Consider the following 16,069-nt stretch of genomic DNA (forward strand, 5'->3'; position numbering starts at 1 on the left):
AGACGACCATGAGTTTCGTAACGTTGCGTTTCGACATGTAACATCGTCTGGTTCATTTGCGATTGCCGCTCAGGCCGTGGCGAACTAACAGCATGTGCACCACCGATCGAACAGAAGAGCGCCAGGGGCTGTCATGACCGAAAAATGGGATTTCTGGATCGACCGCGGCGGCACATTCACCGATATCATCGGCCGAGATCCGGAAGGCGGGCTGCACCCGCGCAAGCTTCTCTCCGAAAACCCCGAAGCCTATAACGATGCCGCCATCCAGGGCATTCGCGACCTTCTCGGCTTGTCAGTCGGCGACACGATCCCGAGCGGCCTGATCGGCGACATCAAGATGGGCACCACGGTCGCCACCAATGCGCTGCTGGAGCGCAAGGGCGACCGCGTGCTTTTGCTCATCACCAAGGGCTTTCGCGATGCGCTGAAGATCGCCTACCAGGCGCGCCCCGACATCTTCGCCAAGGAGATCATCCTTCCCGAACAGCTGTACGAGCGGGTCATCGAAATCAACGAGCGCGTGCGCGCCGATGGCCGCGTCGAACAATTGCTCGACATCGCCGCCTGCCGGCCGGCGATCGAACAGGCCAGGGCCGATGGCATCGATGCGGTCGCCATTGTCTTCATGCACGCCTGGAAATACCCCGACCACGAGAAGGCTGTGGCGAAAGTCTGCCGCAAACTTGGTTTCAGCCAGGTCTCGGTCAGCCATGAAGTCTCGCCACTGATCAAGCTGGTCGGCCGCGGCGACACCACCGTGGTCGACGCCTATCTGTCGCCGATCCTGTCTCGATACGTGCAAAGGGTGGCGGGAGAGTTGGGCGTGGCGCCCGGCCAATCGCCTCGCCTCATGTTCATGATGTCGTCGGGCGGTCTCACCGCCGCCGACATGTTCCAGGGCAAGGACGCGCTGCTGTCGGGGCCCGCCGGCGGCGTCGTCGGCATGGTCGAGACGGCCAGGCTCGCCGGTTTCGGCAAAGTCATCGGCTTCGACATGGGCGGCACCTCCACCGACGTCGCCCATTATGACGGAGAGTATGAGCGCGCCTTCGACACCGAGGTCGCCGGCGTGCGCATCCGTGCGCCGATGATGCGCATCCACACCGTCGCCGCCGGCGGCGGCTCGATCCTGCACTATGAGGCCGGTCGCTTCCGGGCCGGACCGGATTCGGCTGGCGCCAATCCCGGCCCGGCAGCCTACCGGCGCGGCGGCCCGCTCGCCGTCACCGACGCCAACGTCATGCTTGGCAAGCTGCAGCCCGATTTCTTTCCGGCAATATTCGGACCCGGCCAGGACGAACCGCTCGACGTCGAGACGGTGCGAGCAAAATTTGCAACACTTGCCGCCGAAATCGGCGATGGCCGGTCGCCCGAGACTGTCGCCGAAGGGTTCGTCACCATCGCCGTGGAGAACATGGCCAACGCCATCAAGAAGATCTCCGTCCAGCGCGGCTATGACGTCACCGAATATCTCCTGAACTGTTTTGGCGGCGCCGGCGGCCAGCACGCGTGCCTGGTCGCCGATGCGCTCGGCATGGAAGCGGTGCTGATCCATCCCTTCTCAGGTCTGCTGTCGGCCTATGGCATCGGCCTGTCCTCGGTCTTTGCCTCGCGCCAGCAGGCGCTGCTGAAACCGCTTGCCGAAGAGTCCAGAACGGAGATCGGCAACCTCATTGCCATCTTGAGAAAAGCCGTCATCGCCGAGCTCGCGGCGCAAGGCATCGGCGAGGATGCGGTCGCCACCAAGCCCGTGCTGCACATTCGCTATGACGGCACCGACACGACACTGCCGGTGAATTTCGAGGCGGATTCGATTTTCCAGGCCAGGCGCGATTTTGAAATCGCCCACAAGGCGCAGTTCGGTTTCGTCTATGACGACAAGCCGATGATCGTCGAGACCGTCGGCGTCGAAGGCACCGACACCGGCGGCACCGGGCGCGACGAAACTGAATCGCGAACCGAAGACCTTGCCGTAAGCCCTTCGCAAACCCGCGAAATCTTCACCGAAGGAGAGTGGCACACTTCACCCATCTTCCGCCGCGAGGCGCTGAAGCCGGGAAACAGGATTGCGGGACCCGCCTTGATTATCGAGCCGAACCAGACAATCGCCATCGAGCCGGGCTGGCAGGCCGAAATCACCGCCAGGAATCATGTGCTTCTGCGCCGCGTCGAGAAAAAGCGCCGGCAGGCAGCGCTCGGCACCGAGGCCGATCCGGTCATGCTGGAGGTCTTCAACAATCTGTTCATGTCGATCGCCGAGCAGATGGGTGTGACGCTGCAGAACACCGCCTATTCGGTCAACATCAAGGAAAGGCTGGATTTCTCCTGCGCCGTCTTCGATCGCACTGGCGCGCTGGTCGCCAATGCGCCGCACATGCCGGTACATCTCGGCTCGATGGACCGCTCGGTCGAAACCGTCATCCGGCTGAATTCCGGCGACATCCACCCCGGCGACGTCTTTGCCCTCAACGCACCCTACAATGGCGGCACGCATCTGCCCGACATCACCGTGGTGACGCCGGTGTTCGACGACGCCCAACGCGAAATCCTGTTCTGGGCAGCCTCTCGCGGCCATCATGCGGATATCGGCGGCACGGCACCCGGCTCGATGACGCCGCTTGCCACCACGGTCGACGAGGAAGGCGTGCTGTTCGACAATTTCCGCATCGTCGATCGTGGAAAATTCCGCGAGAAGGAGCTGGAAACGCTGCTCACCGACCACCGCTACCCGGCCCGCAATCCGCACCAGAACATCGCCGACCTCAAAGCGCAGATCGCCGCCAACGAGAAGGGCGTCGCGGAACTGCGCAAGATGGTCGCGCATTTCGGCCTCGATGTCGTCGAAGCGTATATGGGCCATGTCCAGGACAATGCGGCTGAAAGCGTGCGCCGCGTGCTGGAGCGGCTGCCCGATAGTTCGCAGTACGAATACCCGACCGACACCGGCCAAATCATCAAGGTGAAGATCACGGTCAACCGGCAAAAGCGCGAGGCGACCGTTGACTTGACCGGCACGTCGCCGGGCATGAAGAACAATTTCAACGCGCCCGAACCCGTCGCCCGAGCGGCCGTGCTCTATGCTTTCCGCGTCATGGTCGAGGACATGATCCCGATGAATGCCGGCTGTCTGCGGCCAATCAACATCATCATTCCCGACGGCTGCATGCTGAAACCCGCCTACCCCGCCGCCGTCGTCGCCGGCAATGTGGAGACCTCGCAGCATGTCACCAATGCGCTGTTCGGCGCCATGGGCGCCATGGCCAACGCGCAAGGCACGATGAACAACCTGACCTTCGGCAACAAGACCTACCAATACTACGAGACGATCTGTTCCGGCTCGCCCGCCGGCCAGATGAACTCGGGCCGCGGCTTTGCCGGCACCTCCGGCGTCCACACCCACATGACCAACTCGCGCCTCACCGACCCGGAAGTGCTGGAATTGCGCTTTCCCGTGCTGCTCGAGGATTTCCACATTCGGGAAAACTCCGGCGGCAAGGGCAAATGGAGCGCCGGCGACGGCACCAAACGCACCATCCGCTTCCTCGAAAAGATGGAATGCGCGATCCTCTCCTCGCACCGCAACCGCCCGCCGCAAGGGCTGGACGGAGGCGGCGATGGCGAGGTCGGCTCGACCAAGGTCCGCCGCAAGGACGGCACGATCGACATGCTGAAAGCCTGCGACCAGACCGTGCTGCAGGCCGGCGACGCCGTCATCCTGACGACGCCGACGCCGGGCGGGTTTGGCAAACTGTAAGGAGGCGTCAACAGGCTGTCACCGGCCTGTCATGACCCTGAGCTACCCGCTTGCGGCAAAGCAAATGGGGAATCATCTTGCCATGACGGACGTTTCCGCTGATCTGGTTTTTCGCCGCGGCAAGGAAGTTGGAAAGGCCGTCTACCAGAACCGCCCGCTGTCGAAGGCCGGCATTTCGGAGCGGCTGTTCGCCTTCCTGTTTTCCGGCCTCGTCTATCCGCAGATCTGGGAAGACCCCGATGTCGACATGGAGGCGATGCAGCTTGGCCAGGGCCACCGCGTCGTCACCATCGCCTCCGGCGGCTGCAACATCCTGGCCTACCTCACGCGCTCGCCGGCCCGGGTCGACGCCGTCGACCTCAACACCGCGCACATCGCGCTGAACCGCATGAAGCTGGAGGCGGTGCGCCATTTGCCATCGCAGGGCGACCTGTTCCGCTTCTTCGGCGCCGCCGACACCAGCCACAATTCGAAAGCGTATGACCGTTTCATCGCGCCGCATCTCGATCCGGTCAGCCGTCACTACTGGGAGCGCCGCAACTGGCGCGGCCGCCGTCGCATCACTGTGTTCGACCGCAATTTCTACCAGACCGGCCTGCTCGGCCTGTTCATCGCCATGGGCCACCGCACGGCAAAATTCTTCGGCGTCGACCCTGCCGGCATCATGCAGGCCAAGAACATCGGCGAGCAGCGCCGCTTCTTCAACGAGGAGTTGGCGCCGGTCTTCGACAAGAAGCTTTTGAAATGGGCGACGTCGCGCAAGGCCTCTCTGTTCGGCCTCGGCATTCCGCCGGCGCAGTACGATTCGCTGATCACTTCTGGCGACGGCACCATGGCCAGCGTGCTGAAAGCCCGGCTGGAAAAGCTCGCTTGCGATTTTCCGCTGGAGAACAACTATTTCGCCTGGCAGGCCTTCGCCCGGCGCTATCCGAACCCCGGCGAGGCTGCCCTTCCCGCCTATCTCGAAAAACAGAACTACGAGACCATTCGCGGCAATGTCGACCGCGTCGCCATCCACCATGCCAATCTGATCGAGTTCCTCGCCGGCAAGGACGCAGGCGCGGTCGACCGCTTCGTCCTGCTCGACGCTCAGGACTGGATGACCGATGACCAGCTCAACGCGCTGTGGGCGGAAATCACCCGCACCGCATCGGCCGGCGCCCGCGTGATCTTCCGCACCGCCGCCGAACCCAGCCTGTTGCCGGGCCGAGTCTCCAGCTCGCTGCTCGACCAGTGGGACTATCAGGACCAGGCTTCGCGCGAATTTTTGGCCCGCGACCGCTCGGCCATCTATGGCGGCTTCCACCTCTACGTGAAGCGTGCGGCATGAGCACCAGCGAGTTGCCGGCCAGCCCCGAATTCAAGGCCAACCATGCCGAACTGATGGACCGCGTCTACCGCTGGCAGCGCCATATCTACGACCTGACCCGCAAATACTACCTGCTCGGCCGCGACCTAATGATCTCGGGGCTCGACGTGCCTGTCGGTGGCACCGTGCTGGAGCTCGGCTGCGGCACCGGCCGCAACATCATCCTGGCCGCGCGTCGCTACCCCGACGCCGGCTTCTTCGGCCTCGACATTTCAGCCGAAATGCTGGAGACGGCCAGCGCCGCGATTGCCCGCGAGGGCCTGGTCGATCGTGTCACGCTCGCCCAGGGCGACGCCACGGGATTCGATGCCAAGGCGCTGTTCGGGCGCAACGGCTTCGATCGCGTCTTCGTGTCCTATTCGCTGTCGATGATCCCCGGCTGGGAAAAAACTGTGTCGGCAGCGCTGGCCGCGCTGTTACCGAACGGTTCGCTGCACATCGTCGATTTCGGCCAGCAGGAAGGCCTGCCCGGCTGGTTCCGGACCTTGCTGCGCGGCTGGCTGAAAAAATTCCACGTCGCGCCGCGTGAATCGTTGCGCGAAGTGCTGGAATCGGAATCGCGGCGAACCAGCGCAAGCTTCCGTTTCCGCACGCTTTATCGCGGCTATGCCTGGCTGGCGGTTATCAAGATCACTTCCTGAATATTGCCGTGGGAAAGGCACATAAAGGCGAAGCAGCCACGATCCGTTGGATCAACGTTGCCTTATGACCCCGAGAGCGGTACACTATCTCACATGCATGGAAGCATGTGGTGATCATCGGCTTCAGGGATGAATGGCTGCGGGCCTTCTTCGTGGAAGACACCCATTCTCGCAACATTCCGTCCGATCTCGAAAGCCGTTTGTTCCGCAAGCTCCAGATGATTGACGACGCGATGATCGATCAGGATTTGCGTGTGCCGCCCAGCAATCATTTCGAGAAGCTGCGTGGCATTCTCGAAGGCTTCCATTCAATACGCGTCAACAAGCAATGGCGGCTGATCTTCCGCTGGGACGGCGGCCGCGGTGAGGCGTCGGACATCTATCTCGACGACCACAGCTATAAGTGAGGTGAGAACATGTTGATGACCGCACGCAAGCCAGCAACGGTTGGCGAAATTCTCACGGAAGAATTCATGCAACCGCTTGGCCTTACGCAGGCAGCTTTGGCCGAGGCGATGGGGGTCCAGCGCAAACATGTGAACGAATTGTGCAACGACCGCCGCAACGTGACGGCGGCGACCGCGCTCATTCTGGCACGGGTGTTCGGCAACAGCCCGGATTTCTGGTTGAACGTACAGCGCCGCAGCGATCTTTGGCAGGTCATGAACTCGCCCGACGAGCGGGCGCGGGTTGATCGCGCCAAGCCTTTGGCGACAGCTGCATAGACAAGAGTTACGGCGCGCTAGTCTAATGTAACGCCTTGATTAACGCCGCCACCATCGTCTGCGGCCGGTAGCCGAGCTTGGCCGGCGTTAGCCCCAGCCGCACGACCACCAGTTGTTCCGAGGGAATGATGGCGACCGTCTGCCCGTCATGACCTTCCATCCAGTAGGTGTCCTTGGGCAGGCCTGCGGCGACGCCGGCGCCGGGGTTTTCCTCATCGCCAGGGGCCTCGATCCACAACTGGCCTTTGCCGTAGACTTTCGAGGCAGCTGCCGGCTCCCGCATCCAGTCGACGAAGCCGGCCGGCAGGATCTGGTTGCCGTTCCACACCCCGCTTTGCAGCAGGAACTGGCCGAAGCGCGCCCAGTCATGGGCAGTCGCGTAGAGATAGGATGAGCCGACGAAGGTGCCTTGCTCGTCGGTCTCGAGCACCGCACTGTGCATGCCGAGCGGCTCGAACAGCGCCGTGCGCGGCCACGTCAGCGCCTTGGCCTTGTCGCCGATCGCGTCCTGCCAGAGGCGCGACAGCATCACCGCCGTGCCGCTCGAATAGGAAAACTGTTTGCCGACCTCTGCAGCCAGCGGCTTGGATTCGGCGAAGCCCGCCATGTCAGGTTCGAGATAGAGCATGCGCGTGACGTCGGCGACGTCGCCATAATCCTCGTTGAACTCCAGCCCGCTCGACATCGCCATCATGTCGGCGAGGCGGATGGCAGTGCGGCCGTCCGCCTTCCACGGCGCAAACAGGTTTTTGTCGTCGAAAGCCATCTTGCCGTCCTTGACCAGCGTGCCGACGATGGCGGCGTTCACCGTCTTGGTCATCGACCAGCCGAGCAGCGGCGTCTTGGCGGAAAAGCCATCGCCGTAGCGCTCGCCGACGACGCGGCCATTCTTGACCACCACCACCGCGCGCATGCCGGTGCCGGCCAGCGCCGCATCGTCCAGCAGCTTGGCAATCACCGGATCCTGTGATGCCTCGACGCGCTCGCCTTGCGGCCACAGGTCGCCCATGGTGGCCGCCGACGGCTCCGCTTGGATCGCGGTCCGCCGCGCCTTGCCTACATCGCCGTCCGGAACCGAAGCGCAGCCCAGCCCGTCACGGGCGACGGCGATGCTCTTGCCGAGGAAGCCGAACAGGCCCGCCGACACCGTTCCCCTGTTCTTGTCCACCGAAACCCGCATTAGCCGCAGCAGGGGATGCCCGGGCGCCTGCACGTCGACGGCAAGCACCTCATTGGGATCGCGGCCGGCAATGAAGACGTTCGAACAGACGATCTTGGCCGAGTAGCCCGAGCCGACCCTGATCAACTCCGGCGGCGCGATATAAAGCCAGGCAAAAAGGGCGGCGATCGCCAGAACGATCAGGCCAAGCAGCCATTTGACGATCTTGACCACGATCCGCATTTATTTCCTCCGGGCCCTGCGCGACCCTTATGTCATCGATTTGCCGCCATTGCTTCCGCAAATCACAATGCTTGTCGAGCGCCATCAACGGATTATCAACCATGATCGGCGATCACAGGATATGCTGAGCGATGCTGTGGGGCGATCGCTCGGAGGGGGCCCGATCACAAAACCGGCCATCAGTGTATAGACCCATCAGCGACCGGCTGAATCCGGCTCGGGAATTGCGATGCGCCGTCTTGCGGGCCTCATCATGCTGACGCTGCTTGGCGCCTGCTCGACCGTGGACGATCTCTCGCCGCTGTCGCCGTCCGCTTCGAGCAGCCCGACGGTTGCCGTGCGCGCGCCGCGCTTTGCCGATTCCAAACCGCATGAATGGGAAAGCGGCGCGCCCTGGAACTATGCCGTTCACGGCACCGACGTCTCCAAATACCAGACCTCGGTCGACTGGCCGGCGGCCAAGGCCAGCGGCATCTCCTTCGCCTTCATCAAGGCGACCGAGGGCGGCGATCGCTTCGATGAGTATTTCAACGAGCATTGGACCCGCACGAAAGCTGCCAGCGTTCCGCGAGCCGCCTATCACTTCTACTATTTCTGCACCCCGGCTGCCGTGCAGGCGCGCTGGTTCATCCGCAACGTCCCCGTCGACCGCTCGGCGCTGCCGCCGGTCCTCGACATGGAATGGAACCCGCAATCGCCGACCTGCAGGCTGCGTCCCGACGCTGCCACGGTGCGCGCGGAGATGACCACCTTCCTTGAAATCGTCGAACGGCACTACGGCAAGAAGCCGATCATCTACACCTCGATCGACTTCTTCGACGATAACGAGCTGTCGAGCTTTCGCGGCTATCCCTATTGGCTGCGCTCCGTCGCCGGCCATCCGCGTGAGAAATACGGCAGCCACCCCTTCACCTTCTGGCAATACACGGGAACCGGCATCGTTCCGGGCGTAAGCGGCAAGTCCGACATCAACGTCTTCAACGGCAGTGAAGCCTCCTGGAACAAGTGGCTGCGGCAGAACACCCGTTGACACCGGGCCTACCGCCTGCTTTTCGACACAGCCAGCGGTGAACAGTGCAACCGCCAGTAATTCAGGGCGTTGGGCTTCCGGGGAGCACAACAACTGCCCGCTATTCGTTTCGAGAGGAAGCTGATGCGACTGCGTTCCAAAGTCCTCGCGGCTGCGCTGACCCTGTGCGCCACGGCCTTGCCGGCGATGGCGCAGGAATGCGGCGGCGACTTCGAATCCTGGAAGCAGGGCGTCGCTGCGGAAGCCAAGGCGGCTGGCGTAGGTACAGCGGGTCTCGACGCCCTTGGAGCGGCAACCTTCGACGACAAGGTGTTGGCACGCGACCGCGCCCAGGGCGTCTTCACCCAAACCTTTGTCGAGTTTTCCAACCGCATGATCTCGGCCTATCGCCTGAAGCAAGGTGCGGCAAACCTGAAGAAATACGCCGACGTCTTCGCCCGCGCCGACCAGCAGTTCGGCGTCCAGGCGCCGATCATCGCCGCTTTCTGGGCGCTGGAGACCGATTTCGGCGCCGTGCAGGGCGACTTCCACACGCTGAGCGCCCTGGTGACGCTTTCCCATGATTGCCGCCGGCCGCAGCTCTTCCGGCAGCAGCTGGTGCCGCTTCTGGAGCTGATCGATCGCGGCGTGCTGCCGGCCGATGTCAGGGGCGCCTGGGCCGGCGAGATCGGCCAGACGCAGATCCTGCCCTCCGACTATCTGGCACGCGGCGTCGACGGCGACGGCGACGGCAAGATCGACCTGCGCGGCAGCGTGCCCGATGTGATCATGACCACCGCCAACAAAGTGCTGTCGCGCGGCTGGAAACGCGACCAGCCCTGGATCCAGGAAGTCCGCGCGCCCGAAGACATGCCGTGGGACCAGACCGGCCGCACCAACAAGCTGCCGCTGTCGCAGTGGGCGCAATGGGGCGTCACCTACCCTAGCGGCGCGCCGCTGGTCGACAACGGCCTGAAAGCAGGCCTGGCGCTGCCGATGGGCCGCAAGGGGCCTGCCTTCCTCACCTACGACAATTTCGACGTCTATCTCGAATGGAACCAGTCCTTCACCTATGCGCTGACGGCAGCCAACCTTGCCGCACGACTCGCAGGCGCGCCGCCGCTCGACCCGCGCAATCCCGAAACCGGCCTCAACAACGAGCAGATGAAGGCGTTGCAGACCAAGCTGGAAGCCAGGGGCTACGATGTCGGCACTGTCGACGGCATTTTGGGTACCAACACCCGCGAGGCGATCCGCAAGGAGCAGATGCGGCTAGGCCTGCCGGTGGATGGCTGGCCGACGCCGGAGCTATTGGGGAAATTTTAGGGCAGTAGGCAGTAGGCAGTAGGCAGTAGGCAGTAGGCAGTAGGCAGTAGAAAATTACTCCGAAAGCCGTGCCTGCCACCCCTATTCCCTATTCCCTATTCCCTATTCCCTAATCCGCCATCGTCTCCAGACTCGCAAACCCCTGCGGCGCGTCGCCCTCGTCGAACGGCGTCGTCACCTCGACGAAGGTGTCGGGGTAAAACCCGTTGAATCGGGTCCTCAGCGACAGCGAATAGGCGCCGATATGGCCGATCTCGATCCAGTCGCCGGTATCGACCGTTTCCGGCAGCCAGAATGGCCGCGACAGGATGTCGACGGAATCGCAGGTCGCGCCGCAGACCTTGAACGGCACGATGTTCTTCTCCTCGCCATTGCGCGAGCGGATCGCAGGATCGGGAATGAAGCGGGCCGGCAGCGTGATCTTGCCGGTCCATGAATCCGACAGCGACGCCCAGATGCCGTCATTGATGTAAAGCCGCTTGCCCTTGCGCAACAGCACCCGCACGATCAGCGACAGGCAGCGCGCCACGATCACCCTGCCCGGCTCGGCCACCAGCGGCATCTGGTCGAACTGATACTCTTTCAGATCGCCCGAAAGCCGCGACATGATCTGGCCGAGCGACGGCATCTCGATCTGCTTGCGGTTGGGATCGTGGCCGTATTCGGCGGGGAAACCGCCGCCGACGTCGAGCCCTGCAATATCGAAGGTCAGCCGGTTGCGCACCCAATCGGCGGAAGCCAGCGCCCGCTCATAGGTGTCGGGATCCTCGATCTGACTGCCGACATGGAAACACAGACCAACCTTGTAGCCGGTGCGGTTGAGCCGCTCGGCCAGTTCGACCGCATAGGCCGGCCCGGCGCCGAACTTCTTCGACAATTCGTAGGCGGCATGCCCCTTGGTCTGCACCCGCACGAACACGCTGATCGAGCCCGGATCGATGTCGAGCGCCCGCACCACTCGCGTCAGCTTGGTGATCTCGTCCTCGTGATCCAGCGAAATGACGCGGATGGCGTATTTCTCCAGCGCCAGCTTGATGTCCGACTGCGCCTTGACCGGATGCATGTAGAGCATCTCGGCATCCGGAGAGACCGCGCGCACGGCGGCGAACTCGCCCGGCGAAGCGACGTCGAAAGCCTTGACACCGGCTTCGACCAGGGTCTTCAGCACGATCTGCTCGCCATTGGTCTTGACCGCATAGGCGGTCTTGCCGGGGAACATGCCCATGAACTGCCTGGCATCCGCCATCAGCACTTGCGGGCGGAAGCAATAGACCGGATCGTCCGGACGAAGCGCCAGTGCCGCCTCGCGGGCATTTTCGAATCGCTGCATCGACGAATCCTTGACCTAGCCTGCGCACAATTAATCCAAGCTAGCGGCTAATGAAAACAATTCTGTGTCTCGTGCGGCTGACGCAGCGGCGCTAGGTCTTTGCCAGCAACGTTTGCCAGCGATCAGGTTTCGGGTGGCCCTTGTCACTGGCGCCGATATGGCTTCTGCCTGAGTGACTGGCATTCAGGCAGTCTGGGAGGGCGACTCACATGGCAATGGCCGCGACATCCGCACCACGCGGGCCGATGGTGCTCAAGGATTGGGGGCAACTCCTGCTGCTCGGCGCGATCTGGGGCGGCTCGTTCTTCTTTGCGCGCATCGCGGTGGCGGAACTCCCCCCGCTGGTGCTGGTGCTGTTTCGCGTCGCCATCGCCGCGATCGCACTGCAGATCTATCTCGGCCTGCGCGGTCCGTCCTTCCGCCTCGCGCTTCCGCATGCAGGCCTGTTCTTCCTGCTGGCGCTCACCAACAATGTCGTGCCCTTCTCGCTGATCTTCGCCGGCCAGACGGAGCTTGGCGCCGGCATCGCCTCGGTGCTCAACGCGACGACGCCATTCTGGACGCTGATCCTCGCCAACGCGCTGACATCCGACGAAAAGCTCTCCTGGAACAAGCTCGCCGGCATTGCGCTCGGCATCGCCGGTACGGCCGTCATGATCGGCCCCGGCCTGCTTACCGGGCTCGGCGGCCCGGTCTGGGCCAAGTTCGCGCTGATCGGTGCTTCGCTGTCCTATGGTATTGCGCTGATGGTCGCCCGCCTCTTCAAGGGCGTGCCCTCACCGGTCATCGCCACCGGACAGTTGACGGCGTCGACCATCATCATGATCCCGATCGTGCTCTTCACCTACGGTCCATCCGGCCTGTTCTCGGCCTCGCCCCCGGTCTGGGCGGCGGTGCTGGCGCTGGCGCTTCTGTCCACCGCCTTCGCCTACATCCTCTATTTCAACCTCGTCGCCTCGGCCGGCGCGACCAACGCCTCGCTGGTCACGCTTGTCGTGCCGGCCAGCGCCATGCTGCTCGGCTTCCTGTTCCTTGGCGAGCGGCTGGAGCTGTTCGAAATCGGCGGCGTGGTCCTGATCGCGCTCGGCCTCGTCACCATTGACGGGCGGTTGTTCGGCCGACGTTAGAGCGCCGCGCGTCCACTGGACGCGCAAAGAATGCTCTAACCGCCTAATTGCCCCCGCATCGCGAAAGCCTAATTCGGCTTTCGCGGGGGTAGCGCTGCCATGACACAGCAGCGACACGAGCGGGCCACATTTTATTCACAGGTCTGAAGCCGGTTTTTGCCTAGGAGTTTCAAAGCCTAACGGCAAAAGACATGTCGCGGATTTCACAATCACGTCGCAATGCAGCACATTTTCCGCTTGCCTGTGGCACAAATGAACCTAGACTCCATGACATAGCTCTTTAAGAGGAGGCTATGTCATGGGACTTACGAGGCCTATCAACGCATTGATGATCTGTGCTGCGTTCGCCTTTATCGGAGCCCTTATTATGGGCTTCCTTCCCTGACCGCCAAAGCGGGGAAGACCAGCACCCAAATAGTCCAACCAATTCAAAAGGCCGGGTTTTTCCCGGCCTTTTGTTTGAACCCGACCTCAAGCCGCGGCTGATCCGGCCGCCGCCGCCTCGTGCGAGCGGATGCCGATCATATGGCAGATGGCAAAGACCAGATCGGCGCGGTTCATGGTGTAGAAGTGGAAATCGCCGACACCGCGCTCGACCAGATCCATCACCTGTTCGGCTGCCACCGCCGACGCCACCAGCGCATGCGTCTGCGGGTCCCGGTCAAGGCCTTCGAAACGCTCCGCCAGCCAGCCGGGCACATGCGCGCCCGCCCTGGCGGAAAAGTTCGCGACCTGCCTGAAACTGTGAACCGGCTGGATTCCCGGCACGATCGGGATGTAGATGCCGGCGCGGCGGACGCGCTCGACATAGCGCTCGTAGAGATCATTGTCGAAGAAGAACTGGGTGATGGCGCGCGTCGCGCCATTGTCGACCTTGCGCTTCAGCATCTCGATGTCGGTGGCGAAATCGGGACTTTGCGGATGCTTTTCCGGATAAGCCGCGACGGAGATGTCGAAGTCCGCGATTGCCTTGAGCCCGGCGACCAGCTCCGCGCCGTTCTCGTAGCCACCGGGATGCGGCCGATACGGTTCGCCGACGCCGGAGGCCGGGTCGCCGCGCAGCGCCACGAACCGGTTGATGCCGATCGACCTGTAATCCTGGATGACCGCGTCGACCTCGTCGCGTGTTGCACCGACGCAGGTCAGATGCGCCGCTGCAGGAATACCGGTTTCCGTCAGGATGCGCTTTACAGTGCGCGCGGTACGCTCCCGCGTCGAGCCGCCGGCGCCGTAGGTCACCGAGACGAATTTCGGCTTCAGCGGCTCCAACTTTGTTACCGTCTCCCACAGCCTCGCTTCCATCTCGTCCGTCTTCGGCGGGAAGAATTCGAAGGAAACCCTGACCTTGTCGCCAATGTCGGGGCGGCGGGAAAAGCGGAACTGGTTCATGCGATTTCCCCTATCGAGTTCGCTTTGGCCTGCCTTGTGTCGTTGGAAGGATCGGCGATCAAGAGGCGCCGGTCGCGGCCAAGCCAGAGTTTTACGGTGAGCCTGGCCTCGTTGCCGCCGCGCGGCTCGAATTCCTGACTGTCTTCAAGATCGAGGCCGGCGTCCGAAAACCAGTCGGCGATCTGCCGGTCGGAAAAACCGAGCCGCATATGCGCGTGCTCCTCGCGCAGGAATTCCAGCGCATGCGGCGCGAAATCGACGATGACCAGGCGTCCGGCCGGACGCAAAAGCCGCGCCGCCTCGTGGATGGCGCGGGCGGGATCGTCGAGATAGTGCAGCACCTGATGGATGGTGACGAGATCGAAGGCATCGCGCTCGACCGGCGGTGCGAAGATGTCGCCCTGCCGAACCTGTGCGTTCGAAACCCCGGCCTTGTCGAGATTGGCGCGCGCCACGGTCAGCATCTCGCGCGACATGTCGATGCCGACACCGCGCCGATAAAGCGGCGAGAAGATTTCAAGCAGCCGCCCGGTGCCGGTGCCGAGATCCAGCATCGACTGGAACGGCCGCTTGCCCACCAGCTTCAACATTGCGGCTTCGACGGCGCGGTCCGGCACATGCAGCGAGCGGATATGGTCCCAGCTTGCCGCATTCACCGAAAAATACGCGACCGCGCGGTCCTGCCGCTTGCGCTTGACCGAGGCCAGACGCTCAAGATCGCGCTCGACCTGCGGATCGGCGCCGCGAATGCCGGAAACCAGTCCCATGACGAAGTCACGCGCTGAATCCGCATCCGACAGACGGAAGAAGGCCCAGGACCCTTCCTGGTAGCGGCCGATCAGCCCGGCCTCCAGCAAGAGCTTCAGGTGACGCGAAACGCGCGGCTGCGACTGGCCGAGAATTTCGGTAAGATCGGAAACCGTGAGGTCGCCGCGCGACAGAAGTGCCAGTATGCGCAATCGGCTGGATTCGGCCGCCGCCTTCAATGTATCAACCATGGTGTCGAGCGAGACATGCATCAGCGTATTCTCTTTGAAAAGATATAAACATATGTTTATGTCGGTTTTCGAAACCTTGCAAGCGCTATGTCGCTTCCGGACCAGAAAATGCCGCTCGTGTGGCGTTTTAAGAGACGCGGGCCATGACTGAAACGCGTGAGATGTTTGAGGCGCGCGAAGGGGAGCAGAGGCTGGAAAACGATCCGGCCCTGATGCCGCCTGATGGCGGCATCGTCTTCATCGGCCGCATTGCCTCGCCGTGGACGACGCGCGAAACCTGCCCGAAGAACATGCGCGTCGCGCGCGAGACCGGACAGAAGGCGGTGCTGACCATCGACGCGCCCTACCGAAGGGGCCTGCAGGGGCTGGAGCGCGCCAGCCACGTCATCATCCTATCCTGGCTGCATCATGCGCCGCGGACTCTGATTGTGCAGAGACCGCGCCATGCCGTTGAAGCGAAAGGTGTATTTGCGCTGCGCTCCCCTGCCCGCCCGAACCCCATCGGGCTGCACATCGCCAGGCTGATTGCCGTCAACATCGAAACCGGCCGCATCGATCTCGACGCCATCGACGTGCTCGACGGCACGCCGGTCATCGACCTAAAACCCTATTTCGCCTCGACCGACGCCATATCAGAGGCGACCATCGAAGGGCGCGACGAGCCCAATGGGATCCGGCGATGACAGCGCCGACCGGCCGCCGCCGCGCCATCGCCAAGGCGCTGACCGCACTTCTGCCGCTGGCGCCCTATGCCGATATGGAGAAGATCCGCACCGACGCCGGCGCGGTTCACATGAAGACCCTGCCGCCGGGCATCGCCGTATGGCTGGCGACCATTGCCCATATCCGCCACATGCACACCGATTACGAAAAACTGCTCAGCGAAGGCTATGACCGCGACTCGGCGCGTTTCTTCGTCATCGAGCAGACCAACATCGTGCTCACCCGCTGGCGCGCAACCCGCCTGCTCGACGCCGACGACGAGGAGGAATGACC

14 protein-coding genes are annotated in these 16,069 nt (G+C 63.0%); 10 read left to right on the plus strand and 4 right to left on the minus strand.

The genetic code is table 11. The annotated features are described in order from the left end of the window. The first annotated feature begins 133 nt into the window (after positions 1 to 133). The 5 genes from NKH06_RS22475 to NKH06_RS22495 all read left to right on the plus strand — a co-directional run bounded on the left by NKH06_RS22475 (position 134) and on the right by NKH06_RS22495 (position 6,492). The gene (locus tag NKH06_RS22475) at positions 134 to 3,757 is read left to right on the plus strand and encodes a hydantoinase B/oxoprolinase family protein (protein ID WP_352442227.1); all 3,624 of its coding nucleotides are present in this window, start codon (positions 134 to 136) and stop codon (positions 3,755 to 3,757) included. Positions 3,758 to 3,788: 31 nt separating this feature from the next. Next, a complete protein-coding gene (locus NKH06_RS22480; RefSeq protein WP_128303481.1) occupies positions 3,789 to 5,087 on the plus strand; it encodes a BtaA family protein in 1,299 nt (432 codons plus the stop codon). Further along, the gene (locus NKH06_RS22485) at positions 5,084 to 5,767 is read left to right on the plus strand and encodes a class I SAM-dependent methyltransferase (protein WP_352442225.1); all 684 of its coding nucleotides are present in this window, start codon (positions 5,084 to 5,086) and stop codon (positions 5,765 to 5,767) included. The genes NKH06_RS22480 and NKH06_RS22485 overlap by 4 nt, the downstream gene beginning before the upstream one ends. Positions 5,768 to 5,877: 110 nt before the next feature. After that, a complete protein-coding gene (locus NKH06_RS22490) occupies positions 5,878 to 6,174 on the plus strand; it encodes a type II toxin-antitoxin system RelE/ParE family toxin (protein ID WP_352442224.1) in 297 nt (98 codons plus the stop codon). A 9-nt stretch (positions 6,175 to 6,183) separates the two neighbouring features. Further along, positions 6,184 to 6,492, plus strand: coding sequence for a HigA family addiction module antitoxin (locus NKH06_RS22495; protein ID WP_023813159.1), 309 nt, complete (start codon positions 6,184 to 6,186; stop codon positions 6,490 to 6,492). Positions 6,493 to 6,514: 22 nt separating this feature from the next. Here the strand turns inward: NKH06_RS22495 and NKH06_RS22500 are convergent, their stop codons facing one another. After that, positions 6,515 to 7,894, minus strand: a complete 1,380-nt coding sequence (locus tag NKH06_RS22500; protein ID WP_352442223.1) for a serine hydrolase domain-containing protein — start codon at positions 7,892 to 7,894, stop codon at positions 6,515 to 6,517. A 229-nt stretch (positions 7,895 to 8,123) separates the two neighbouring features. On the opposite strand from NKH06_RS22500, the gene NKH06_RS22505 reads away from it, so the two are divergent. Both NKH06_RS22505 and NKH06_RS22510 read left to right on the plus strand, forming a co-directional pair. After that, entirely contained in the window at positions 8,124 to 8,924 is an 801-nt protein-coding gene (locus tag NKH06_RS22505) for a glycoside hydrolase family 25 protein (RefSeq protein WP_352442222.1), read from the plus strand. Between the two features lie 123 nt (positions 8,925 to 9,047). Next, on the plus strand, positions 9,048 to 10,229 hold the full coding sequence (locus NKH06_RS22510) for a lytic murein transglycosylase (RefSeq protein WP_128303477.1): 1,182 nt from the start codon (positions 9,048 to 9,050) through the stop codon (positions 10,227 to 10,229). Between the two features lie 109 nt (positions 10,230 to 10,338). On the opposite strand, the gene NKH06_RS22515 is transcribed toward NKH06_RS22510, so the two are convergent. Then, positions 10,339 to 11,559 (minus strand): alanine racemase, encoded by a 1,221-nt coding sequence (locus tag NKH06_RS22515; RefSeq protein ID WP_013530936.1) that lies wholly within the window; start codon positions 11,557 to 11,559, stop codon positions 10,339 to 10,341. A gap of 209 nt (positions 11,560 to 11,768) precedes the next feature. Between NKH06_RS22515 and NKH06_RS22520 the strand changes: the two genes are divergently transcribed. Next, positions 11,769 to 12,686, plus strand: a complete 918-nt coding sequence (locus NKH06_RS22520; RefSeq protein WP_352442220.1) for a DMT family transporter — start codon at positions 11,769 to 11,771, stop codon at positions 12,684 to 12,686. A 471-nt stretch (positions 12,687 to 13,157) separates the two neighbouring features. Here NKH06_RS22520 and metF read toward each other — a convergent pair whose 3' ends face one another. Together metF and NKH06_RS22530 are read right to left on the minus strand one after the other, a co-directional pair. Beyond that, on the minus strand, positions 13,158 to 14,075 hold the full coding sequence (metF, locus tag NKH06_RS22525; protein WP_352442219.1) for a methylenetetrahydrofolate reductase [NAD(P)H]: 918 nt from the start codon (positions 14,073 to 14,075) through the stop codon (positions 13,158 to 13,160). Next, positions 14,072 to 15,094: an ArsR/SmtB family transcription factor gene (locus NKH06_RS22530; RefSeq protein WP_352442218.1), complete on the minus strand. Its 1,023-nt coding sequence runs from the start codon at positions 15,092 to 15,094 to the stop codon at positions 14,072 to 14,074. The genes metF and NKH06_RS22530 overlap by 4 nt, the downstream gene beginning before the upstream one ends. Before the next feature lie 122 nt (positions 15,095 to 15,216). Between NKH06_RS22530 and tsaA the strand changes: the two genes are divergently transcribed. Beyond that, a complete protein-coding gene (gene tsaA / locus NKH06_RS22535; RefSeq protein WP_352442217.1) occupies positions 15,217 to 15,756 on the plus strand; it encodes a tRNA (N6-threonylcarbamoyladenosine(37)-N6)-methyltransferase TrmO in 540 nt (179 codons plus the stop codon). Beyond that, positions 15,753 to 16,067 (plus strand): DUF2293 domain-containing protein, encoded by a 315-nt coding sequence (locus NKH06_RS22540; protein WP_127260329.1) that lies wholly within the window; start codon positions 15,753 to 15,755, stop codon positions 16,065 to 16,067. The genes tsaA and NKH06_RS22540 overlap by 4 nt, the downstream gene beginning before the upstream one ends. Positions 16,068 to 16,069 lie beyond the last annotated feature (2 nt).

It is taken from the genome of Mesorhizobium sp. M1342, assembly GCF_040317955.1.
Taxonomy (GTDB): domain Bacteria; phylum Pseudomonadota; class Alphaproteobacteria; order Rhizobiales; family Rhizobiaceae; genus Mesorhizobium.

Bases quoted from the DNA above. Each gene is read 5' to 3' on its own strand.
- tsaA (WP_352442217.1), top strand. From the start codon at position 15,217: ATGACTGAAACGCGTGAGATGTTTGAGGCGCGCGAAGGGGAGCAGAGG.
- NKH06_RS22495 (WP_023813159.1), top strand. From the start codon at position 6,184: ATGTTGATGACCGCACGCAAGCCAGCAACGGTTGGCGAAATTCTCACG.
- NKH06_RS22480 (WP_128303481.1), top strand. From the start codon at position 3,789: ATGACCCTGAGCTACCCGCTTGCGGCAAAGCAAATGGGGAATCATCTT.
- NKH06_RS22510 (WP_128303477.1), top strand. From the start codon at position 9,048: ATGCGACTGCGTTCCAAAGTCCTCGCGGCTGCGCTGACCCTGTGCGCC.
- NKH06_RS22475 (WP_352442227.1), top strand. From the start codon at position 134: ATGACCGAAAAATGGGATTTCTGGATCGACCGCGGCGGCACATTCACC.
- metF (WP_352442219.1), bottom strand. From the start codon at position 14,075: ATGAACCAGTTCCGCTTTTCCCGCCGCCCCGACATTGGCGACAAGGTC.
- NKH06_RS22520 (WP_352442220.1), top strand. From the start codon at position 11,769: ATGGCAATGGCCGCGACATCCGCACCACGCGGGCCGATGGTGCTCAAG.
- NKH06_RS22505 (WP_352442222.1), top strand. From the start codon at position 8,124: ATGCGCCGTCTTGCGGGCCTCATCATGCTGACGCTGCTTGGCGCCTGC.
- NKH06_RS22485 (WP_352442225.1), top strand. From the start codon at position 5,084: ATGAGCACCAGCGAGTTGCCGGCCAGCCCCGAATTCAAGGCCAACCAT.
- NKH06_RS22515 (WP_013530936.1), bottom strand. From the start codon at position 11,559: ATGCAGCGATTCGAAAATGCCCGCGAGGCGGCACTGGCGCTTCGTCCG.
- NKH06_RS22530 (WP_352442218.1), bottom strand. From the start codon at position 15,094: ATGCATGTCTCGCTCGACACCATGGTTGATACATTGAAGGCGGCGGCC.
- NKH06_RS22500 (WP_352442223.1), bottom strand. From the start codon at position 7,894: ATGCGGATCGTGGTCAAGATCGTCAAATGGCTGCTTGGCCTGATCGTT.
- NKH06_RS22540 (WP_127260329.1), top strand. From the start codon at position 15,753: ATGACAGCGCCGACCGGCCGCCGCCGCGCCATCGCCAAGGCGCTGACC.